The organism is Streptomyces sp. NPDC001002 (assembly GCF_053599215.1).
The window spans coordinates 66,617-87,136 of record NZ_JBSFLV010000002.1 but is presented as its reverse complement, the minus strand read 5'-3'; the positions used below and the strand labels follow the sequence as shown (position 1 = coordinate 87,136).

The window sequence follows — 20,520 nt, the reverse complement described above, 5'->3', positions numbered from 1 at the left end:
GTCGGCCGTGTCTCGGTGGGCTCGGTCGTCGCCTCGCGTCTTGACGACGGCGCTCACGCGCGGAGCGCGCCGACGGTCGCCCGACCGTGGGCGGTCGCTGTCGCTGTGTCGCGCGCGGAGCGTGCCGACGGATGCGGTGGATCGTGGTGCCGCGGTGGTGGGCTTGTTCGTGTAGGGGCCGCGGTGTCCGGTGTGTTCGGTGTGCTCGTGTAGGCGTCCGATAACAAAGTCGGGGCTGGCTGTGTCCGGCACAGGATCGTCGACCATACTTCGCGCTGTGGAGCAGCGCATAGGTTCGAGCAGCCAGCCCCTGGAGGGCGCCGGGTTCGACCCGGCATTCATCCCCGGGCTCACGTCGCCCGTGTCCGATGAGCCGGCGAAGGCGAAGGAGCCGGACGAGGCCGAGGACGCGGCGGCGGAGCAGCCCGGGACCGACAACGAGGCGGACACCGAGGCCGCGGCGGCCGAGGTCGACGTCGAGTCCGATGACGAGGACACCGACGACGCGGAGGAGTCCGGCGACGGGCCTGTGTTCGAGGCCTCCGACCGGCGCGCGCGGATCGTCGCCGACGAGAAGGGCGTCCGGCTCAGCCTGGACGACCAGAGTTGCGAGTTCCGCTGGGACGAGATCGGCGCCGTGGAGACGGAGACCCCGCGCTTCGGCAAGCGGTTCACCATCACCGTGCACACCCCCGAACGCCGCTGGTACCCGATCGAGATCGAGGCCACGTCCAGGGCCCGCTTCGCCGAGTGGGAGGAGCAGCTGGACGCCGTCCTCGACGCCTACTTCGAAGAAGGCGACGCCGAGGACGAGATCGAGGTCGAGGTCGAGGACCAGACTGAGGACGAGGCCCGGACCGAGGTCGAGACCGCGACTGAAGCCGAGGACAAGGACGAGGCCGCGACCGAAGCCGAGGTCGTGTCCAAGGCCGACGTCAGGTCAAAGGCCAAGGACGTCGACTAGGAGCAGTACTGCGCTTCCTTGCCGATCGAGCGGTACATGCAGTCCGAGTTCTCCAGCAGTTGCAGCACCGCGTCCCGGTTCCGGGAGGTCTCGCGTTCGATGACCTCGTCGGGCGGATAGAACCCGCCCCCGGAACTGGACGCCGGATACATCTCGAAGGTGTACGAGAAGATCTTCTGCGTACCCCAGAGATAGTCGTCGATCGACCCGTCCGTGATGTACAGGTCGCTCGACTGCTCGGGCGTGTAGCCGTTGCTCGCGGCCATCTTCTGGCCGACCGTCTTGAAGGCGTTGTAGTCGTCCGCCGTCATCCCGGTCGTCGTGTCCGAGTACGTGTACCCGAACGGCCACAGCACCAGCTGGCTGTACGTGTGGAAGTCGATCCCCGCGGTGATCTGCTGCTTGCCGCCGACGACCCGGCCGCGGACGAAGTTCGCGACGACCTTCACCTCGGGCGCCGACTCGGCGGACGCGCCCCGGTAGGTCTCGGACGAGGTCGAGCCCGAGGACCCGCCGCAGCAGCCGAACCTGTAGTCCCAGTTCCGGTTCAGGTCCGTACCGACGTACGAGGAACCGGAGTTGGGCTGCCGGTTCTTGCGCCACGAGCGGTAGGAGCCGGTGGCGATGTCGTACTCGCCGCCGTCCGGGTTGAGGTCGGGCACGATCCAGATCTCGCGGTTGTTGACCATGTTGGTGATCCGCGAGTCGCTGCCGTAGCCGGCCCCCAACTCCCGCAGCAGATACAGCGCCATCTCCACCGTGAGGTGCTCGCGCGCGTGCTGGTGGAAGGTGAAGAGGACCTCGGGCTCGCTCTCGTCGGTCGCCACGTTGTCGCTGACCTTGATCGCGACGATGTTCCGGCCCTGGTACGACGTGCCGATCACCCGCTTGCTCATGATGTTCGGGTAGGCGGCGAGGCGTTGGTCGATCTCCGCGTTCGTCTCCGCGTAGTTGTGGTACTTCGAGTCGGCCGTGGGGAAGTCGAACAGCCGCGCCTCGCCCGCGGAGCGGTCCGGCGCGGAGCCGAGCGGCGCGACCTCGTAGCCCTGCGCGCGCAGCTTCTTGATCTGCGCGGCCCGGCCGGAGACGACCACCGTCTCCTCGTCGGCCTCGTCCACGCTCACCCCGGCCGCGGTGATCGCGGTACGGGTGACCGGGGTGTTGTGGTCGACGTGGATCTCGTACTGCCGGATGTCGTCGGCAGCGGGTGCCGCCTTCGCCGAGCCGGGGCTGTCGGCGCCGTCGGCGTTCGCGGAGAGGGGTGCCGCGAGGGTCAGCGCGAGGAGGGCGGCGAGAGCGGCGGTGCGTCTGCCGCTCCGGGCGCCTGAACCTCGTATCCGAAGTCGCATGAAGTCTCCTGGTTTCTCCTGGGGTTCCGGGGTCTCCGGAAGCGGGGAGTGGAGCGGGGGGTGGACCGGCGACGTGCTTGTGCGGGTGCTGTACGCCTGCTGTGCGCGTGGCGGGCCCATCGTGGTCTTATGTCATGAGCCGGTCAAGAGTGGCTCAAGAGTCCTTGGCGTGAACCGTTCGGAAAACGGCCGCGCAGTGTACGCGTGGGGGTCATCTCCGGCTCGGTCCCCGGCGAAGTGCACTCGCGGGTGTGAGCGGGAGGTGCGCAACTGCCGGGCCGCGACGGACAGTTGGGGCAGGCCCCAGGGGAGCCGCAGCCCACCGGTCAGACCCCCAGCCGGAGGAGAACCATGACCCTCACCTCCTCGTTCGACCACCGCATGGCCGTGTTCGGCGCGGACGACGCGTTCGTGGCCGCCGCCCTGCCCTTCCTCGCCGAAGGCCTCGCCGCGCCGGGTGAACCCCCGCCGGTGGCCGTCGCCGCCCCCGAGCGGCTGGACCTGTTACGGGACGCCCTCGGCGATGACGCCCGGCAGGTGCGGCTGGTCCCGCACGCGGACTGGTACACCGGCTCGGCCGCCAACGCCGTTGCCCAGCTGGCGAGTCACCTCGACTCCCGCGCCGGACCCGACGGCCGGGTCCACCTCCTCATGGAGCCCGACTGGGGCGGACGCGCAGGGCGCTCCACACGCGAGACCGCCGAGTGGATCCGCTACGAGGCCCTCGCCAACCTGCTGTTCGCGCCGACTGCGGCCACGATCCTGTGCGCGTACGACACCCGCACCGCCGGCGCGGCCATCGTCGGAGCGGCCCGCCGCGCCCACCCGGACACCGGAGGCTACGAGGACCCGGTCGTCCTCGCCGCCGAACTCGACGCCGTGGCCCAGGGACCGCCCACGGCCGGCGCGCACCTGCTCCCGCGGCCCTACCCCGCCGCCGTACGCGCCCGGTCCACCGCCCTGGGACTCGCCCCCGCGGACGCCGAGTTGTTCACCGAGGCCGTCGCCGCCGCGCTGGCCTCGCTCGGACCCGTGACCGGCGCCCTGCTGTGGGGCCGGGCGCCCGCCGTCGTCTGCGAACTGCGCACCGAGCGGCGGCTGGACGACCCCCTCGCCGGCTTCGTGCCGCCGCCCGGCGGCGAGTTGGACCCCGCGCAAGGTCTGTGGTTCACCCGCCAGGTCTGCGCGTACGTGGACGTGCGCGACGACTCGAAAGGGGCCACGGTCCGACTCCAGTACGGATAGCCGTACGCGCAGGCCCTCTTGCCCCAGGCGCCCCTTTGCGCTTTCTTGACCCACATGACGGACACCACGGGCAACCCCACTGACACCGAGGCAGCATCCGGCATCGACTCCACCCCACGTAAATCGAGTTGGCGGTACATCGGACCCGGGATCGTGGTCGCGGCCACCGGCGTCGGCGCCGGCGACCTGGTCGCCACGCTCATCGCGGGCAGCAACTTCGGCTACACCCTCCTGTGGGCGGCGATCGTCGGCTGCCTGGTCAAGATCTCCCTCGCGGAGGCGGCCGGACGCTGGCATCTGTCCACCGGCCGCACCCTGTTCGACGGCTGGGCGAGCCTGGGCCGCTGGACGACATGGTTCTTCGTCGTCTACGCCGTGATCTGGGGCTTCGTCTACGGCGCGGCGGCGATGTCGTCGAGCGCGCTGCCCCTGCAGGCGCTGTTCCCGCACGTGATGGACCTCGAATGGTGGGGCATCGCCTGCGGGTTGGTCGGCCTCGTCTTCGTCTGGTTCAACAAGTACGAGGTCTTCGAGAAGGTCATGACGGTCCTGGTGGGCGTCATGTTCGTGGTGACCGTCTACCTCGCGATCCGGGTCACCCCGAACCTGGGCCACGCCTTCGCGGGCCTGCTGCCCGTCCTGCCCGACGAGAAGGACTCGATCCTCAACACCCTGGGCCTGATCGGCGGGGTCGGCGGCACGATCACGCTGGCCGCGTACGGGTACTGGGTCAACGCGAAGGGCTGGACCAACACCGGCTGGATGAAGGTGATGCGGTTCGACAACCGTGTCGCCTACGCCACCACCGGCATCTTCGTGGTCGCGATGCTCTTCGTCGGCGCGGAACTGCTGCACTCCGCGAACGTCGCGATCGCGAGCGGCGACAAGGGCCTGATCCAGCTCAGCGACATCCTGGCGGCCGAATACGGCACGGCGACGGCCAAGTTCTTCCTGATCGGCTTCTTCGCCACGTCCTTCACCTCACTCATCGGCGTCTGGCACGGCGTGAGCCTGATGTTCGCCGACTTCGTGGCCCGCTCCCGGGCCCGGTCGACGGTCCGCGGCGAGGAGGTCGCCTCCGGCGCCCGCGAACGCTCCTGGCCCTTCCGCGCCTACCTCCTGTGGCTGACCTTCCCGCCGATCGTCCTGCTCTTCCAGGGCCAGCCCTTCCGCCTGATCATCCTCTACGGCGTCCTGGGCGCGGCCTTCCTGCCCTTCCTGGCCGCCACCCTCATCTGGCTCCTCAACTCCGGCCGCACCCCGGCCGAATGGCGCAACGGACCGCTCAGCAACGCGATGCTGGCGCTGGCCGGGGTGCTGTTCCTGGTGCTGTGCGTGAAGCAGATCTGGGACCAGCCGTGGGCGGACTTCTTCTGACGCGGACCCGCCCGACGCGCCCCGGGCTCCGGCCCGGGGCGCGTTCGGCTACAACCAGTCGGTGCTGAGTGCGATCGCGCGGAGCTGCTCCATGGTCAGGGCCGGGGTGGCGCGGGTCGCCGGGGTGTTCTGGGAGCCGGAGTTGAAGGCGCTGATGACCACCCGGTAGCCGTCGGGCTTCATCGTGTCGACGGTCCACATGACGACACCTTCGGCGCCCTTCTCGCCGGGCCCCTGGTGCTCGGCGACCTTGGTGCCGTCGGGCAGGGTCTCGGAGTCGGCGCCGAAGAGGTCGCCCGCGGCACCGGACATGTCGGGCTGCACGTTGACCTGCACGAAGGTCTTCCCCTTGCCGTCGTCGACCACGAGATAGCCGTACTCGGCGTCGTCACCGGGGCTGGTCTCGGTGACCTTGAACCCCTTCGGCAGCAGGCTCTTGAGCGTCGACGTGACCGGCTCGCCCTCGACCGCGGGGGCCGTCGGACTCGACGGGGCGGTGGGCTTCGAGGAGTTCCCGACCAGTTGGTCGGCGGCGTCGCGCCAGACGGACGCGGTGGCGACCCTCTTCAACTGCGCCGGGGTCAGCGGAGGTTGGGGCCGGGTGATCGGCGAGTCCTTCTCGGCGGCGGAGTTCCACTCCGAGACGCTGACGTGGTGCCCCTGTGGGGTCACCAGGTCGGCGGCCCACCACTTGGTGTCCACGCGGCGGTCGGGATACTCGTAGCCCTGGTAGATCATGAGCCGCGAGCCGTCGGCCAGCTTCTCGGTGCGGCAGGCGTCGTAGTGCGTCAGCGCCTTGCCCGGGCACTGGGTGTACTGGGCGGCCTCCTGGCTCCCCGGTTCGACGCGGTCGACGGACAGCCCGATGGCCGACGCGCCCTCGCCGTCGTCGTAGACGAGATGCACGGTCACCGACTGCTGGTCGAAGGCGGCCCCCGCCTGGCTGAACGTGCCCTCCGGGAGCAGGTCTTCGAGCGACTTGACCAGTCCGTCGTCGGTGACCACGCCGTGCGAGCCCTTGCCGGGAGTGGTGGTCGCGGAGGCCACCGAGGCCTGGTCGTGACGGGAGGTGTCGGCGCCGGGCAGGAGCAGCGCGCCGCCCACGCCGACCAGCGCGATGCCCGCGGCGCCGCCCGTCACGGCGGCCCGGCGCAGCAGCAGGCGCCGGCGTCCGCGCACCGAGCCGGCGGTGACGAGCGCGGCCCGGTCGGTCTCGAAGGCGTCGCCGGCCTCTCGCAGACCGGCGGCGAGAATCTCCTCGAAGGGATCGCTGTGCTGTTCGACGGGCATGGCGGAACCACCGTTTCGCGAAGGGGGTGAGGTGAAGAAGCCTGAAGTGAGGGGGTGTTCGAGGATGCCGGTGTTCATGGACGCCGTGTTCAAGGGCGCGGTGTTCAGGGGCGCGCGTACTCGCCGAGGTCCTTGCCGAGCAGCTCGCGCAGCTGTCCGAGCGCCCGGACGCAGCGCGTGCGGACCGCCGCCGAGCTGGTGTTCATGACGTCGGCGGTCTCCTCGATCGAGCGGTCCTCCCAGTAGCGCAGGACGACCACGGCCCGGTCCTTGGCGGGCAGCCGGCCCAGCGCCTCCAGCAGGGTCAGCCGCAGCGAGGTGTCCCCGTCGAAGGCGCGCCCCGGCAGGTCGGGGAGCACGTCCGTGGCCCGCTCGGTGCTGCTGCGCCGCCGCTGGTGCGCGAGGAACGTACGCGTCAGGACCGTCTGCGCGTACCCCGCCGGATTCCCGACCCGCGACACCCGGCCCCAGCTGATGTACAGCCGCCCGAGGGTCTCCTGCACGAGATCCTCGGCGAGATGGGTGTCCCCGGCGGTCAGCAGACAGGCGGACCGGTAGAGATGCCCGGCACGTGCCGCGGCGAACTCCGCGTACTCCTCCGCCCGGCGCTGTCTCATCCGAGCCCCCCTCCCGCGGCGCCGTTCGGCACCGTACTCACTTCATTGATGCGGTGGGCCGGGGGAAATGTTTCATCCCCCGGCCCACCGATCTCGATTCTTCTCCTGATCTCTCTCCCGGTTCCGCTCCGCGCTACGGCAGCGCGTGCACGTGCGCGCCCACCGAGTTGGACCACGCGTTGCCCGCCGAGGCGTCCCAGTTCGTCGACCAGGTCATCGCACCCCGCAGGTCGGGGTACGTCTTGGAGGGCTTGAAGGAACCGCAGTTGGTGCCCTTGGCGAGGCAGTCAAGGGCGTTGTTCACGATCGTCGGCGAGACATAGCCGCTGCCCGCGCCGCTGGTCGAGGCCGGCAGGCCGAGACCGACCTGGGACGGGGACAGACCGCCCTGCAGCTGGATGCAGGCCAGCGCGGTGAGGAAGTCCACCGAGCCCTGCGAGTAGACCTTGCCGTCGCAGCCCAGCATCGAACCGCTGTTGTAGTACTGCATGTTGACGACCGTGAGGATGTCCTTGATGTTCAGGGCCGTCTGGAAGTACGAGTTCGACGTCGACTGCATGTCGATGGTCTGCGGGGCCATCGTGATGATCAGCGACGAGCCCGCCTTGGACGACAGCGAGCGCAGCGCCTGCGACATGTAGGTGGCGTTGAGGCCGTTCTCCAGGTCGATGTCGACGCCGTCGAAGCCGTACGTCTGCATCAGCGAGTACACCGAGTTGGCGAAGTTCGTCGCGGAGGCGGAGTCGTTGATCGACACCGTGCCGTTCTGGCCGCCGATGGAGATGATGACCTTCTTGCCGGCCGCCTGCTTCGCCTTGATGTCGGCCTTGAACTGGTCGACCGTGTAGCCGCCCAGACCCGCCGAGTCCAGGTTGAAGGTCACCGCACCCGGCGTGCCCGTCGCGTCCGCGAAGGCCACCGCGATGATGTCGTACTGCGACTGGACGGCGGAGATCTTCTGGACCGTCGCCCCGTTGTTGAAGTTCTGCCAGTAGCCGGTGACGGCGTGCTTGGGCAGGGTGCCGCCGCCTCCGCCGCCGGTCGCGGTGGTGGTACCGGTCACGGTCGCCGACTTGGTGGACTCACCGGCCGAGTTGGTGGCGGTGACCTGGAAGGAGTACGAGGTGGAGGCCGCGAGGCCGGTCACGGTGGCCGAGGCGCCGGTCACCGACGACACCTTCGTACCGCCCTGGTAGACGTTGTACCCGGTCGCGTTGGAGACCGCGTTCCAGGCGAGGGAGACCGAGGAGGAGCTCGTGCCCGACACCGCGAGGCCGGCCGGCGCCGCGGGGATTGTCGGGGCCGGGTCGCCGCCACCGCCGCCGTCGGGGCCGAACACCGAGAGGTCGTCCGCGAAGTAGGCGGCCTGGCCGTACCAGCCGTGCGTGTAGACGGTCACCGAGGTGGTGGAGCCGCCCGTGGTGAAGGTCGTCGACAGCTGCTTCCAGGACGCCGAGTCGGGCGTCCACGTCGACACGTCGGTGGTGCCCGTGCCGGTCACGCCCAGGTAGGTGTAGCCGCCCTGCACCCAGGCGCTCAGCGTGTACGTCGAGTTGGGCTTCACGGCGACCGACTGGGTGCACTGGGCGTTGTCCTGCCCGGCGGGCGTCGCCTTGAGCGCGGCCGCGCCGCCGTGCACCGGCGAGGAGACGGTGGTGCCGCTGCCCGCCGAACAGGTCCAGTTGCTCAGGCCGGACTCGTAGCCGGCGTTCTTGGCGTTGTTGACGTCCGCGGCGGACGCCTGGCCCGCGCCCGCGAGGGAGAGGGCGAGGGCAGCGGTGACGACTCCCGACCAGAGCCGTGCCGATCTTCTAAGTGGGGACATGACAATAAGCTGGTCCAGACCAATCCGGCTGTCAAGAGGTCCAGACCAACTTGGGGGAAGGTCGACTCGCTCCGGAGGGGCGGCAAGATGACCAACCTGCTCCGTTTTGGCGCGTCTTGTGCATTGCGAGTTCCCTACCAGCTACAGAAACGCTGTTCTCCGGTCACAGGGGCGTGGTTACAGTGCTGAGGTAGTCACGCAGTGAAGTCAACTCGGTGTATCGGAGTGATCTCGGTCCGCCGACGGCGTAACACGGGGAGCGGGCGTGCCAACTGCCATTGCCGTGACCGGCGCGGACCTCGCGCTGCCACCGCACGACGACCGGACGCTGCCCGCTGTCGTCCTGCCTGACCTGGACAAACAGCCCCTCGACCAGGCGCTGTTCGCCGTCCAGTCGCTGCTGGACCAGCACGGGCATCTCATCGTCGTGTACTCCCAGGCCACCCCGCCCGCGGTGGAGCGACGGCTGCGCACCATCCGCGGCCTGCTGGAGAGCGACCGGATCGCCCTGTTCCGTCCCGAACTGCCCCCGCTCGGACTCGCCGTCCTGGCCCGGCAGTTGAGACAGCTGGCGTCCTGCGACCTCAGCCCCGGGGTGCTCGCCTCCGCGGGCCGGCTGCTCACGCACTACATCCACGCGGGCGCCCTGCTCGGCTCCGTCGCGCGCCTGGACCGGGTCCCCGTCCCGCTGAAGTCGCACGCCAAGTCCTGGGTGCCGGGCAGCCAGTTCGCGGTCCTCGCGCACCCGGAGCCGCAGTTGGTGAAGATCGGTCCCGGGGCCACCCTCGCCGGGCCCGAGTTCGGCACCTGGATGCAAGTGGCCAAGGGGCAGCTGCAGTCGGACTGGGTCACCGCGACCCTGGCCAAGCAGTGGAGCGTGCAGGGGCTGCGGGAGACCGCGCTGCCCGCCGAGTCCGCGGTGTGGTGGGAGACCGGGAAACTGGTCGAGTTCGCCGCCTATCTGCCGGACCTGTCGGTGCTCTACCAGCTGGTCACCTCGGTCCGGCAGGGCAGTTGTCACTGGTGCGGCATCGACGTCATCGGCGACCGCTGCGTCTTCTGCTCGGCCACCGCGCCGGTGTCACCCGTCCCGGAGAACCAACTGCCCGCCGGCTGAGCCGCCCTCGGCCCCCCCCGTCCCCGATTCCGCTCGACCGAGCCCCCCAACGAGGTTGTACGGTTCATGAACTCCCGTCAGCGCCGCGGCGTGCTACTCCTGCTTCTGTCGGTCATCTGCGCCCTGGGCGCGTTCGCCGGCGTGCTGTCCGTCATCAACGACGTGAAGTCCAAGGTCGGCCCCGAGGTCACGGCGTACGAGGTCAAGAAGGACATCAAGCCGTACACCAGCCTCACCTCGGCCCAGTTCGAGAAGACCGAGATGCCCAAGCGGTGGCTGTCGGAGAACGCGGTCACCGATCTCGCCGACATCCGCGGCAAGATCGCCGTGACCACGCTCAAGCAGGGCTCCCTGCTGCAGAGCGACATGATCGTCGACCAGCCCGCCCTGCAGCCCGGGCAGCAGGAGGTCGCCATCATGATCGACGCGGCGACGGGCGTGGCCGGCAAGATCACGGCGGGCTCCAAGGTCAACGTGTACGCCACCTTCGAGGGCCAGCGGGAGGGCGATCCCGACCTCTCCAAGATCATCGTGACGAACGCGTCCGTCCTCGACGTCGGCGACCTCACCCCGCTCCAGCCCGACGCCGACGACCGCACTCGGGACGCCACCGACGCCGTCCCGATCACGTTCGCGCTCTCCGCGCTCGACGCCCAGCGGATCACGTACGCCGAGTCCTTCGCCAAGCGGGTGCGGCTCGCGCTCGTCGCGCCGGGGGAGACCGGCACGGTGCCCGACAAGGACCGCACGTACGAACTCACCAAGGACAAGTGAGAGGCCGCCATGCCCACGAGGATCCTCCCGGCAGTCGGCGACGTGGACGCGGTGCGCTCCCTCACCACACTGCTGAGCCAGCTGCCGGACGCCGAGCCGGTCGCCCCGGTGACCGACTCCACCCAGCTCATCGACACCCTCGCCCGGCTGGCCGCCGAGTCCATCGACGAACTGCCCGAGGTCGTCGTCGTCCACGAACGCATCGGGCCCGTCCCGGCCCTGGAGCTCGTCCGCGAGGTCAGCCTGCGCTTCCCCGCGGTCGGCGTCATCCTCGTCACCTCCGACGTCAGCCCCGGCCTCTTCCAGGCCGCCATGGACTACGGCGCCCGCGGCCTGATCGCCCTGCCGCTCGGCTATGAGGAACTCGCCAGCCGGGTGCACGCGGTGGCCCAGTGGTCGGTGGGCGTACGCCGTCATCTGGGCGCCGCGGGCGATGTGTTCACCGGCGTCGGCGGCACGGTCGTCACGGTCAGCGGCGCGAAGGGCGGCGTCGGCACCACCACGACCGCCATCCAACTCGCCCTCGCCGCCCAGGCGTCGGGCCGCACCGCCGTCCTGCTCGACATGGACCTCCAGACCGGCGACGTCGCCTCCTACCTGGACGTCCAGTTCCGCCGCTCGGTCGTCGACCTCGCCACCATCACGGACATCACCCCGCGGGTCCTGGCCGACGCCGTCTTCCGCCACGACACCGGCCTCACCCTCCTCCTCGCCCCCGCCGACGGCGAACGCGGCGAGGAGGTCACCGACCGCGCCGCCCGCCAGATCGTCGGCGCCCTGCGCTCCCGCTACGAGGTCGTCGTCGTCGACTGCGGCGCCCAACTCAGCGGCGCGGGCGCGGCGGTGGTGGAGATGGCTGACACCGCGCTCCTGGTCACCACCCCCGACGTGGTCTCCGTCCGCGGCGCCAAGCGCGCCGTCCGCATGTGGGACCGCCTCCAGGTCCGCAAGGCCGAGGAGACCATGGTCGTCGTCAACCGCCACACCCGCGGTACGGAGATCCAGCCGCCGCTGATCCAGAAGATCACCGGCACGGGCCTCGCCACGACCGTGGTCCCCGCCAACTTCAAGGAACTCCAGAGCGCGGTGGACGCGGGCCGGGTCCACGAACTGGACAACAAGAGCACGGTGAAGCAGGCCCTGTGGGCCCTCGCGGGCGAACTGGGCCTGGTCAAGGGCTCCCAGGGCCCCCAGCACCGCAACGGCCGCTCCCGCGGCGGGGATCGGAACGCGCTGACGCTGCGGCGACGCAAGGAGCTGGAGCGGTGAGGGCGGCGGGGGCATCGAGGGCTCCGGGTCTGCTGCCGACGGTTCGGCGGGACGCGGGTCAGGTGAGTGTCGAGCTGCTCGGCATGACCCCGCTGATCATCATCACGCTGGTGCTGGTGTGGCAGTTCGTCCTCCTGGGATACACGTTCACGCTCGCGGGGAATGCTGCGGACGAGGCGGTACGGGCGGGGACGGAGGTCCCGGAGGGCGCCAGAAATGCCGCGTGCCAACAGGCGGGTCTGGACAAGCTCCCGAACGCGTGGAACGGCCAGGTGGAGTGCACGACCAGCGGCGGCTACGTCAGGGCCACGGTCACGCTCGAAGTCCCGGTCCTCTTCCCCGGCGCGATCGGCTTCCCCTTCGACGTGATCGGTCACGCGGGTGCGGTGGAGGAGGTGAAGGACTGAGATGTCGTACGAAGGTGAGAGCGGCGGGAGCAAGGGGCGACGCGATCGGGGCCGGCGTGGCCGCGGTCGGCGTGACCTGGGCCAAGTCGCCATCGAGTACCTGGGTTTCATCCCGGTCCTGATCCTGGTCGCGATGGCCGGCGTACAGATCGGACTCATCGCCTATACCGCGCAGCAGGCGGGCACCGCGGCCCGGGCCGGGGCGCGGGCGGCCTCGTTGCGGGAGAGCGCTCAGACGGGGTGCGAGAACGCGGTGAGCGACTGGCTCGCGGACAACACCTCCTGTGGTGAGGGGTTCGGCGACGACGCGGTCACCGTCACCGCCACCGTCGACATCCCTTCCATCGTCCCGGGCTGGGACTTCGGCACCGCGCAGAAGACCGCCACCATGCCGCTCGACCACTGAACGAGGTGCACCATGAGTCTGCGGTCCCGTATCAACACCCCGGAGGAGAACGGCAGTCGGGGCGAGGACGGCCACCTGGTCGCGTCGTACCGGTCCAAGCTCCTTGAGGAGATCGACCTCGCGGAGATGAGTTCGCTGGCGGCGGCCGAGCGAAGGGCCCGCCTGGAACGGGTACTTGGCCACATCATCAGCCGCGAGGGCCCGGTCCTGTCGACGGTCGAACGCTCCCAACTCATCCGCCGGGTCGTGGACGAGGCCCTGGGCCTGGGCATCCTCGAACCGCTCCTGGAGGACGCGTCGATCACCGAGATCATGGTGAACGGCCCGGACGCGATCTTCGTCGAGCGGGGCGGCCGGGTGGAACAGCTCCCGCTGCGCTTCCCCTCCCACGACCAGTTGATGCAGACGATCGAGCGGATCGTCTCGACGGTCAACAGGCGGGTGGACGAGTCGAATCCGATGGTGGACGCCCGTCTCCCGTCAGGCGAGCGGGTCAACGTGATCATCCCGCCGCTGTCCCTGACCGGCGCGACCCTCACGATCCGCCGCTTCCCGCGCTCGTTCACGCTGCACGAGATGGTCGGCCTGGGCTCGCTCGACGAGCACATGGTGTACCTGCTGGCGGGCTTGGTACAGGCGAAGTTCAACGTGATCGTCTCCGGCGCGACAGGCACCGGCAAGACAACTCTCCTCAACGCCCTCTCGGGCCTGATCCCCGAGTCGGAACGCATCATCACGATCGAGGACTCGGCCGAACTCCAGCTCCAGCAGGCCCATGTGATCCGCCTGGAGTCCCGCCCGCCGAACGTCGAGGGCCAGGGCCAGGTCACCATCCGCGACCTGGTCCGCAACTCCCTCCGGATGCGCCCCGACCGCATCGTCGTCGGCGAGGTCCGCGGCGGCGAGTCCCTGGACATGCTCCAGGCGATGTCGACGGGCCACGACGGCTCGCTGGCCACGGTGCACGCCAACAGCGCGGAGGACGCGCTGATGCGCCTGAAGACGCTGGCGTCGATGTCGGAGGTCGAGGTCCCGTTCGAGGCGCTGCACGACCAGATCAACAGCGCGATCGACGTGATCATCCAGCTCACCCGGTTCGCCGACGGCGCGCGCCGGATCACCGAGATCGCGATCCTCGACAGCCACGGCAGCGAGCCGTACCGCCTTGCCACCGTGGCCCGCTTCCACGCGCAGCCGATGGCGGCGGACGGCCGCGTCTACGGCGTCTTCGAGTACTCCCCGCTGCCGCGCCGCACCGCCGACCGCCTCTACATGGCGAGCCAGCCCGTCCCACAGGCGTTCGGAGTGGCCAACTCCGCGGCGCAGCTGACCACCCGAGAAGCCAGGTAGGACCGACCGATGGAACTGGACCAGCTCGTCACGCTCACCACCGGCATCACGTTGCTGACGTGTGTCCTGGCCGTCCTCGGCCTGCACACGTACACGAAGGGCAAGGCCCAGCGCCAGGCCCTGGTCGACCGCCTCTCGGCCACCGGCCAGATCCCGACGGGCGTCCGACGCCGGCGCTTCGTGAATGTGGACCGCCGGGTGCGCCGTACGCGCCTGGGCCGCAAGCTGGAACTCCGCCTTGCGGCAACGGGCCTGGACATCACGCCCGGCGAGTTCTTCGTCTACATGCTCGCCACGGTCGCGGGCCTCTTCCTCATCGGCCAGGCCTCTCTGGCCCCCTTCTTCGGCCCCATCGCCGGCCTCCTCGGCATCTGGGCGGCCGTCCAGTTCCTCAACTGGCAACGCCAGAAACGCATCGAGAAGTTCATCAACCAACTCCCCGAACTGGCCCGCATCATGGCCAACGCGACACAGGCGGGGTTGGCGCTGCGTACGGCGATAGGCATGGCGGCGGAGGAACTGGAGGCGCCGGCGGGCGAGGAGTTGGCCAAGGTGGCCAACCAGTTGGCGCTCGGCGTCTCGATGGACGACGCGCTCGGCGAGATGGCGGAACGCCTGCCGTCCCGCGAACTGGTCGTCCTCGTCACGACGTTGGTTCTGTCGAACCGGGCGGGCGGCCAGGTGGTGACGGCACTGCGGAACCTCACGGAGACGCTGGAGGAGCGGAAGGAGACGCGACGGGAGGTTCGGACGCAGTTGTCGCAGGTGAATATGACTTCTTATGCGGTGCCTGTGCTGGGACTCGGGTCGTTGCTCCTGATGAACAGCATCAAGGACGGAGCCCTGGAGCGCATGACGGGTTCGCCGGTAGGCCAGGCCGCCGTGATCATCGCGTTCTCGATGTACGCCGTGGGCTTCATCCTGATCCGCCGCATGTCGCGTATCGACGTCTGAGACAACCGGGAGGGAGGACAACCGATGGCACTACTGCTCGCACTGGCGATGGGTCTCAGCGTCTGGGGCGTCTTCGCGGGCATCCGCATGTACCGCGCCGACGTGAAACTGCCGAGCGACCTGGTACTTGCACTGGAGGTCGGCTCCACCCGCACAGGAGCGGTCGACTCGGTCGTCGACCGGCTCGGGATGCGGTACGCGCCGGCGGTCCTGCGGCTGATGGGTCCGAAGCTGGTCGCCAAGTACCGCCGCAAGATCGACCTCGCGGGCAACCCGGGCGGCCTGACGATCAACCGTTACGCGGCCCGCCGCGCGGTCTACGGCTTCCTGGGCGGATTCGGCGCCCTGGTGATGCTGATGAAGGGGCACCTCCTCCTGGCGCTGCTCCTCCTCGCCTTCGGCGCGTTCTGGACGGAGGTCGGCATCTGGTCGGCGATCCGTATCCGCAAGGACGTCATCGAGCGCACGCTGCCGGACTTCCTGGACGTACTCGCCGTCGTGGTGAGCGCCGGCCTCGGCTTCCGGCAGGCCCTGGACCGGGTCTCCATCAAGTACGAGGGCCCCTGGGCGGACGAACTGCGCATCACCCTGCGCCAGATGGACCTCGGCATGGGCCGCCGCGAGGCCTTCGCGGAACTGCGCCGGCGCAACGACTCCGAACAGGTCGCGATGTTCGTGACGGCGCTCCAGCAGGGCGAGGAGCTGGGCGCCCCCATCGTCGACACGCTCGTCTCGCTGGCGAAGGACATGCGCCGTACGGACGCGCAGAACGCCCGCCGCAAGGCGGCCCGCGCGGTCCCCAGGGCCACCTTGGTGATCACCACCTTCATGGTCCCGGCCACGATGATCCTGCTCGGCGCGGGTCTGATCCTCGGCTCCGGTACGGACTTCGGCACCATCACCGGCAACTAGGGCGGGGGACCACAGCCATGGCGACGAAGGAGCGTACCCGGCGGCTGCGACGGCGCCCGCGGACACCGGAGATCACGACGCCCCCCGCGGGCACCGTCCTCGCGCCCCACGTGCGCACCGGCGCGGCCGATGTCCCGATGACGTCGGCGACTCCGGCGCTGCCGCCGGGCTGGGAGAGGTCGAACGTCCTGATCGGGGCGGTGCCGTCGCAACCGGGACCGCGGCGGGAGCCGTGGCCGCCCGCGACAGCGGCCGTTCCGGGGCCCGTTCCGACGACCGCCGACGCCGATCGGCCTCCGCCGCTGCCCGATGGAGAAGGCGGCACGGGCTCTGGTTCGACCGCACCGCCGATCCCCCTCCAGATCAACGCCCTGCAGGCGATGTGCCGCCAGGTCTTCGGCTTCCGCCTGGCCATGATCGCGCTGGCCGCCCCGGCCGCCCTCCTGAACGCGGCCCCCGGCCTCGGGGCCAACCTGGTGGCGGCGGCCGTACTGGTCACCTTCATGGGGTCGTACGTCCTGTTCCGCGACTGGGAGCGCTTCGGCTCCCTCCTGTTGCGACACCCGACCCTGCTGGCCGTGGACACGCTCTTCGCCGCGCTGCTCCTGGTCGCCGCCGGCCCCGACAGCACCCTCGCGTACGTCAGCGTCTGCACTCCGCTGCTCGCGGGCCTCGTCTACGGCTGGCGGGGCGCCGGTCTCTTCGCGTCGCTCCAGGGGCTCATCCTCGTGACGGTCTACGCGAGTTCGAAGGACCTCCATTCGACGGTCGCCGAGGCGCTGATCCTGCCGGGCTTCTGTGTCATCACCGGGGCCGTGGGGGTCACCCTGCGTCTGCTGATGCTCCGCTTCGGCGCCGCCACCCAGGCACTGACCACGGTCCAGGCCCGTCTCGCCGTCGCCGAGGCGGTCAGTGCCGAACGGGCCCGCCTCGCCCGGGAGATGCACGACTCGGTCGCCAAGACCCTGCACGGTGTGGCGCTGGCCGCGGAGGGTCTCGTGGCGTCGGCGGGCGCCGACCGCGTGGATCCGGCCCTGGTGAAACAGCAGGCGGAACTGGTGGCCCGCTCGGTCCGCAGAGCCGCGGCCGAGTCCCGCGAGCTCCTCGCCGACCTGCGCAGGGAGGCCGACCCGGACCACGCCACCGACGTCCTGGTCGAACTCGCCGCCCGCACCCGGGACTTCGGGGCCCGCACCGGAGTGACGGCCCACTACCGCCCCACCGGCGAGCACTCCGTGCCGCCCGTGCCGCCGGCGGTGGCCCGCCAACTCCTCACCATCGCCTCGGAGGCGATGGAGAACGCCCACCGGCACGGGTGCCCCACCCGCGTCGACGTGAGCGCGGGCGTGCACGGCCGGTCGCTGTGCATCAGCGTGTACGACGACGGGCGCGGCTTCCCGCCCGACGCCTCCCTCGAACAGCTCCGCAGGGCGGGCCACTTCGGCCTGGTCGGCATGGTCGAGCGAGCCGCCTCGGTGGGCGCCCGCATCCGCATCGGCCGGGGCGACCACGACCGGGGCACGGAAGTCCGACTGGAACTCCCGCTGGCAGCCCTCACCGCTTCGCCCTCATGAGCCACACCCCCCACGACACGAAAGGAGGCCGCCCCATGCCGGACGACACGACTCTGCGCGTCGTGGTGGCCGACGACAACCCGGTGGTCCGGGCGGGCCTGACGGCCCTGCTCACCGGCCGCGCGGACATCGCCGTCGTGGCCGAGGCCGCCGACGGCCGAGAGGCGTACGAGGCGGCACGTCAACTCCGCCCGGACGTCGTCCTCCTGGACGTCCGCATGCCCGGCGTCGACGGCCTCTCGGCGCTCCCGTACCTGGTCGACATCGCCCCGGTCATGATGCTCACGTACAGCAGCGAGCCGGAGATCGTCCGGGAGGCCCTGCGCCGGGGCGCCGCCGGCTATCTGGTGCACGGCGAGTTCACGGTGGACCAACTGGTCGAGGCGGTACGGGACATCGTAGGAAGTGCGATTGCATACGAATCAAGTCGCCCCGTCGTCATCCATTCTCCACCTCAAGAACCCTTCCCCGCTGGCGGTTTCAGGTACTCCTCACCTCTCGTCTCCACTATTTCTTCAGAAAACCTTTCGCAAGTGCAACCGGATGTGGGACAGTCGTCGTCTGGGTGGTCGAGTGGCCGTCCGGCAGCTCCCGACAGGTCGAGGTACCAACTGAGCACGAGGGAGGCGGAGATCATGGACCTCATCGCGTCCGGCATGAACAACCAGCAGATCGCCGCCACGTGCTTCATCAGTGAGAAGACGGTCAAGAACCACATCAACCGCATCTTCGCCAAGCTCCACAGCAGCAGCCGCTCCGAGGCCGCCGCCAAGTGGCTCGGCACGGCACGGGGATTGGGGTGACCGGTGGGGACCAAGGGGAGCAGGACGTGGGTCCCGGACCTGGAGCGGATCCGGATTTGGGCCCTGGGGCCCTCTGACGGGCGGGGTGTTCCGTCGTACGTTTCTCGTGACGACAGCGCCACCGGCACCGAACCCGGAGGGGAACACCATGAGCAACTGGATCAACACCACCGTCGCGTACCTGCGGACCCGCGCCGCTCGCGACGACAAGGGCCAGACGGCGGTCGAGTATCTGGGCATCATCGCGGTGGTCGTGGCGATCATCCTGGTGCTGCTCAGCACGGACTTCGGCGGCACGATCGCCGACGCGATCACCACGCAGATCGGCAAAATCACGGGCTGATGCGCAGGCGCGACCTCGGCGACGCAGGGCAGGCGTTCCCCATCTACATCACGGTGGTCGGAGCCCTGCTCTTCCTCGCGTTCGCGTACCTCGCGGTCGGCCAGGCCGCGGCGAATCGGAACGGAGCCCAGACGGCCGCCGACGCGGCGGCCCTCGCGGCGGCCCAGGACAGGCGGGACCAGCTCGCGGACCTGTGGGTGGCGGACGTCCTCGACCCGACGAAGTGGCAGGACATCTTCGACGGCGACGTCGGGGGTCTCGCACCTTCCTGCGGGCGTGCGGACCAGCTCGCGGCGCAGAACGACGCGACCGTGCTGAGCTGCGTACCGCAGGGACTGCTCGGCTTCACGGTCCAGGTGAGGACCAACCGGACCGTCGGGAAATCCGTCATCCCCGGTACGGAGGACAAGCGGTCCACCACAAACGCCACCGCCGTCATCCAGTCCCTCTGCACCTTCGACCCCCCTGCGGAGGAGCCCTCCGAGGACCCCGGGGACGGCGATCCGGGAGAGGGCGATCCGGGGGACGGTGACGCGGGAGACGTCGTGCTGCCACGGCTCACCTGCGACGACGGGGCGTTCTGGGACCTGGACCCGGAGCACCTCACCGAACTTCCGCACCCCGAGGACCTGTTCGACGTCCATCTGGCCGACCAATAGCGAACGACGAGTGACGAAGGAAGCAGAAGCATGAGCATTCGGTTCACTGCGCGGGCTCGCAGGGGGATGGTCGCGTTGACCGTCGCGGCCGGCCTGGCCGTCGGCATGGCGGGCTGCGGCGGCAGCGGTGACGACAAGAAGCCGGAGACAACGGCCTCTGCTTCCAAGGGCGATGCCAAGGACGACGGATCCGACCCCAGTGCCCAGGAAGGCCAGTCGGACGACCCCCTGGCCGAACTGAAGGGCTCCGACGGCCTGTTCCTCCAGGTCACTTCCGCGGACCGCGACGCCGGCGGATTCGTCACGGTGAACGGCACGTTGAAGAACGACAGCGCGAACTCGGTGACCGTGCCGTCCGCCCTGCGCGGCGACGAGACCGAAGTCGTCGCGCACGGCAGGTCGTTGGGCGGCGCCACCCTCGTGGACTCCAAGGAGAAGAAGCGCTACTACGTCCTACGGGACACGGAGGGACGCCCGTTGACGACCACGGGCTTCTCGATCCTCAAGGCGGGCGAGGAGCTCTCGGTCTTCATGCAGTTCCCGGCGCCACCGGCGAGCACGACCGAGGTCTCCCTCCAACTGCCGACGTTCTCCAGCGCCACGATCAAGATCTCCGGGTGAGGCCGGCAATGACCCGTACCCACACCCGCTCGACGGCCCCGCGCCTGCTGGTGGCCGTCACCGCGGCGACCGTCATGGTCGCGGCCAATGTCTACGGTGCGGTGGGGGCCCACGCCGACGACACCCCCAGCGTCCCCCCGGGCACCGAACCCTCCGCCTCCGCCCCCGTCCAGGTCGACCCGAACGACCCCGACCTCAAACTCCCCGAAGGCGCCACCCTGGCTACGCCCAAGGTCCTCGACATCAAATCCGTCGTGGAGGACCAGAGCGGCGACGAACGCCGCGAGGACACCAACTCCGACGTCAAGTTCGCCCTCCAGGCCGAGGTCCTGTTCAGCAAGAACAGCGCGAAGCTGAGCGCCGATTCGAGAGCTCGCATCTCCTCGATCGCGACGGAGATCAAAAACCAGAACGCCACGAAAATCCGAGTCTTCGGCTTCACGGACAACCTCGGCTCCTCGGCCCACGGCGACGTCCTCTCCCGCCAACGCGCCAACGCCGTCCAGGACGTCCTGGACCAGGAACTCAACGACCCCAACATCACCTTCGAGGTCCGCGGCTACGGCGAGCAGTACCCGATCGCCGACAACTCCACGGAGGACGGCCGCAAGAAGAACCGCCGGGTGGAGGTGTCGTTCCCGCGGACGGAGAGCTGACCGAGAGC

21 protein-coding genes are annotated in these 20,520 nt (G+C 69.8%); 17 read left to right on the top strand and 4 right to left on the bottom strand.

All coding sequences use genetic code 11. The annotated features are described in order from the left end of the window. Positions 1 to 277 precede the first annotated feature (277 nt). The gene (locus ACWDR3_RS01775; protein ID WP_450349930.1) at positions 278 to 964 is read left to right on the top strand and encodes a hypothetical protein; all 687 of its coding nucleotides are present in this window, start codon (positions 278 to 280) and stop codon (positions 962 to 964) included. Here ACWDR3_RS01775 and ACWDR3_RS01770 read toward each other — a convergent pair. After that, a complete protein-coding gene (locus ACWDR3_RS01770) occupies positions 961 to 2,313 on the bottom strand; it encodes a M14 family metallopeptidase (RefSeq protein ID WP_450349929.1) in 1,353 nt (450 codons plus the stop codon). The genes ACWDR3_RS01775 and ACWDR3_RS01770 overlap by 4 nt on opposite strands. Positions 2,314 to 2,664: 351 nt before the next feature. Between ACWDR3_RS01770 and ACWDR3_RS01765 the strand changes: the two genes are divergently transcribed. Together ACWDR3_RS01765 and ACWDR3_RS01760 are read left to right on the top strand one after the other, a co-directional pair. Further along, positions 2,665 to 3,558, top strand: coding sequence for an anti-sigma factor RsbA family regulatory protein (locus tag ACWDR3_RS01765; RefSeq protein ID WP_450349927.1), 894 nt, complete (start codon positions 2,665 to 2,667; stop codon positions 3,556 to 3,558). A gap of 54 nt (positions 3,559 to 3,612) precedes the next feature. Further along, complete coding sequence (locus ACWDR3_RS01760; RefSeq protein ID WP_450349925.1) at positions 3,613 to 4,935, top strand: Nramp family divalent metal transporter; 1,323 nt, start codon at positions 3,613 to 3,615, stop codon at positions 4,933 to 4,935. A gap of 48 nt (positions 4,936 to 4,983) precedes the next feature. On the opposite strand, the gene ACWDR3_RS01755 is transcribed toward ACWDR3_RS01760, so the two are convergent. The 3 genes from ACWDR3_RS01755 to ACWDR3_RS01745 form a co-directional block, all read right to left on the bottom strand. Beyond that, a complete protein-coding gene (locus ACWDR3_RS01755) occupies positions 4,984 to 6,225 on the bottom strand; it encodes a hypothetical protein (RefSeq protein ID WP_450349923.1) in 1,242 nt (413 codons plus the stop codon). A 104-nt stretch (positions 6,226 to 6,329) separates the two neighbouring features. Further along, positions 6,330 to 6,842, bottom strand: coding sequence for a SigE family RNA polymerase sigma factor (locus tag ACWDR3_RS01750; protein WP_450349921.1), 513 nt, complete (start codon positions 6,840 to 6,842; stop codon positions 6,330 to 6,332). A gap of 133 nt (positions 6,843 to 6,975) precedes the next feature. Next, entirely contained in the window at positions 6,976 to 8,667 is a 1,692-nt protein-coding gene (locus ACWDR3_RS01745; RefSeq protein ID WP_450349920.1) for a chitinase, read from the bottom strand. 265 nt (positions 8,668 to 8,932) lie between these two features. On the opposite strand from ACWDR3_RS01745, the gene ACWDR3_RS01740 reads away from it, so the two are divergent. The 14 genes from ACWDR3_RS01740 to ACWDR3_RS01675 all read left to right on the top strand — a co-directional run bounded on the left by ACWDR3_RS01740 (position 8,933) and on the right by ACWDR3_RS01675 (position 20,512). Then, complete coding sequence (locus tag ACWDR3_RS01740; protein WP_450349919.1) at positions 8,933 to 9,784, top strand: hypothetical protein; 852 nt, start codon at positions 8,933 to 8,935, stop codon at positions 9,782 to 9,784. 66 nt (positions 9,785 to 9,850) lie between these two features. Then, a complete protein-coding gene (gene cpaB / locus ACWDR3_RS01735; protein WP_450349918.1) occupies positions 9,851 to 10,558 on the top strand; it encodes a Flp pilus assembly protein CpaB in 708 nt (235 codons plus the stop codon). A 9-nt stretch (positions 10,559 to 10,567) separates the two neighbouring features. Next, positions 10,568 to 11,827, top strand: coding sequence for an AAA family ATPase (locus ACWDR3_RS01730; RefSeq protein ID WP_450349916.1), 1,260 nt, complete (start codon positions 10,568 to 10,570; stop codon positions 11,825 to 11,827). Positions 11,828 to 11,910: 83 nt separating this feature from the next. Continuing rightward, complete coding sequence (locus ACWDR3_RS01725) at positions 11,911 to 12,234, top strand: pilus assembly protein (protein WP_450350108.1); 324 nt, start codon at positions 11,911 to 11,913, stop codon at positions 12,232 to 12,234. 1 nt (position 12,235) lies between these two features. Continuing rightward, positions 12,236 to 12,640, top strand: coding sequence for a TadE/TadG family type IV pilus assembly protein (locus tag ACWDR3_RS01720; protein WP_450349914.1), 405 nt, complete (start codon positions 12,236 to 12,238; stop codon positions 12,638 to 12,640). Between the two features lie 12 nt (positions 12,641 to 12,652). Beyond that, entirely contained in the window at positions 12,653 to 13,990 is a 1,338-nt protein-coding gene (locus ACWDR3_RS01715; protein WP_123998028.1) for a CpaF family protein, read from the top strand. 9 nt (positions 13,991 to 13,999) lie between these two features. Continuing rightward, a complete protein-coding gene (locus ACWDR3_RS01710; RefSeq protein WP_450349912.1) occupies positions 14,000 to 14,944 on the top strand; it encodes a type II secretion system F family protein in 945 nt (314 codons plus the stop codon). Positions 14,945 to 14,968: 24 nt separating this feature from the next. After that, positions 14,969 to 15,856, top strand: a complete 888-nt coding sequence (locus tag ACWDR3_RS01705; protein WP_450349911.1) for a DUF5936 domain-containing protein — start codon at positions 14,969 to 14,971, stop codon at positions 15,854 to 15,856. 17 nt (positions 15,857 to 15,873) lie between these two features. Beyond that, the gene (locus tag ACWDR3_RS01700; protein ID WP_450349909.1) at positions 15,874 to 17,430 is read left to right on the top strand and encodes a sensor histidine kinase; all 1,557 of its coding nucleotides are present in this window, start codon (positions 15,874 to 15,876) and stop codon (positions 17,428 to 17,430) included. Continuing rightward, complete coding sequence (locus tag ACWDR3_RS01695) at positions 17,427 to 18,233, top strand: response regulator (RefSeq protein ID WP_450349907.1); 807 nt, start codon at positions 17,427 to 17,429, stop codon at positions 18,231 to 18,233. Before ACWDR3_RS01700 ends, ACWDR3_RS01695 begins: the two co-directional genes overlap by 4 nt. Positions 18,234 to 18,381: 148 nt before the next feature. Further along, positions 18,382 to 18,576 (top strand): hypothetical protein, encoded by a 195-nt coding sequence (locus tag ACWDR3_RS01690; protein WP_123998023.1) that lies wholly within the window; start codon positions 18,382 to 18,384, stop codon positions 18,574 to 18,576. After that, positions 18,576 to 19,235 (top strand): pilus assembly protein TadG-related protein, encoded by a 660-nt coding sequence (locus ACWDR3_RS01685; protein WP_450349905.1) that lies wholly within the window; start codon positions 18,576 to 18,578, stop codon positions 19,233 to 19,235. Before ACWDR3_RS01690 ends, ACWDR3_RS01685 begins: the two co-directional genes overlap by 1 nt. Positions 19,236 to 19,265: 30 nt before the next feature. Next, entirely contained in the window at positions 19,266 to 19,856 is a 591-nt protein-coding gene (locus ACWDR3_RS01680) for a hypothetical protein (protein WP_450349904.1), read from the top strand. Positions 19,857 to 19,864: 8 nt separating this feature from the next. Then, positions 19,865 to 20,512, top strand: a complete 648-nt coding sequence (locus tag ACWDR3_RS01675; protein WP_401713496.1) for an OmpA family protein — start codon at positions 19,865 to 19,867, stop codon at positions 20,510 to 20,512. The last annotated feature ends 8 nt before the right edge of the window (positions 20,513 to 20,520 follow it).

Coding starts and splice junctions, on each gene's coding strand:
- ACWDR3_RS01770 (WP_450349929.1), bottom strand. CDS start 2,313: ATGCGACTTCGGATACGAGGTTCAGGCGCCCGGAGCGGCAGACGCACC.
- ACWDR3_RS01765 (WP_450349927.1), top strand. CDS start 2,665: ATGACCCTCACCTCCTCGTTCGACCACCGCATGGCCGTGTTCGGCGCG.
- ACWDR3_RS01760 (WP_450349925.1), top strand. CDS start 3,613: ATGACGGACACCACGGGCAACCCCACTGACACCGAGGCAGCATCCGGC.
- ACWDR3_RS01755 (WP_450349923.1), bottom strand. CDS start 6,225: ATGCCCGTCGAACAGCACAGCGATCCCTTCGAGGAGATTCTCGCCGCC.
- ACWDR3_RS01750 (WP_450349921.1), bottom strand. CDS start 6,842: ATGAGACAGCGCCGGGCGGAGGAGTACGCGGAGTTCGCCGCGGCACGT.
- ACWDR3_RS01745 (WP_450349920.1), bottom strand. CDS start 8,667: ATGTCCCCACTTAGAAGATCGGCACGGCTCTGGTCGGGAGTCGTCACC.
- cpaB (WP_450349918.1), top strand. CDS start 9,851: ATGAACTCCCGTCAGCGCCGCGGCGTGCTACTCCTGCTTCTGTCGGTC.
- ACWDR3_RS01730 (WP_450349916.1), top strand. CDS start 10,568: ATGCCCACGAGGATCCTCCCGGCAGTCGGCGACGTGGACGCGGTGCGC.
- ACWDR3_RS01725 (WP_450350108.1), top strand. CDS start 11,911: ATGACCCCGCTGATCATCATCACGCTGGTGCTGGTGTGGCAGTTCGTC.
- ACWDR3_RS01720 (WP_450349914.1), top strand. CDS start 12,236: ATGTCGTACGAAGGTGAGAGCGGCGGGAGCAAGGGGCGACGCGATCGG.
- ACWDR3_RS01715 (WP_123998028.1), top strand. CDS start 12,653: ATGAGTCTGCGGTCCCGTATCAACACCCCGGAGGAGAACGGCAGTCGG.
- ACWDR3_RS01710 (WP_450349912.1), top strand. CDS start 14,000: ATGGAACTGGACCAGCTCGTCACGCTCACCACCGGCATCACGTTGCTG.
- ACWDR3_RS01705 (WP_450349911.1), top strand. CDS start 14,969: ATGGCACTACTGCTCGCACTGGCGATGGGTCTCAGCGTCTGGGGCGTC.
- ACWDR3_RS01700 (WP_450349909.1), top strand. CDS start 15,874: ATGGCGACGAAGGAGCGTACCCGGCGGCTGCGACGGCGCCCGCGGACA.
- ACWDR3_RS01695 (WP_450349907.1), top strand. CDS start 17,427: ATGAGCCACACCCCCCACGACACGAAAGGAGGCCGCCCCATGCCGGAC.
- ACWDR3_RS01690 (WP_123998023.1), top strand. CDS start 18,382: ATGAGCAACTGGATCAACACCACCGTCGCGTACCTGCGGACCCGCGCC.
- ACWDR3_RS01685 (WP_450349905.1), top strand. CDS start 18,576: ATGCGCAGGCGCGACCTCGGCGACGCAGGGCAGGCGTTCCCCATCTAC.
- ACWDR3_RS01680 (WP_450349904.1), top strand. CDS start 19,266: ATGAGCATTCGGTTCACTGCGCGGGCTCGCAGGGGGATGGTCGCGTTG.
- ACWDR3_RS01675 (WP_401713496.1), top strand. CDS start 19,865: ATGACCCGTACCCACACCCGCTCGACGGCCCCGCGCCTGCTGGTGGCC.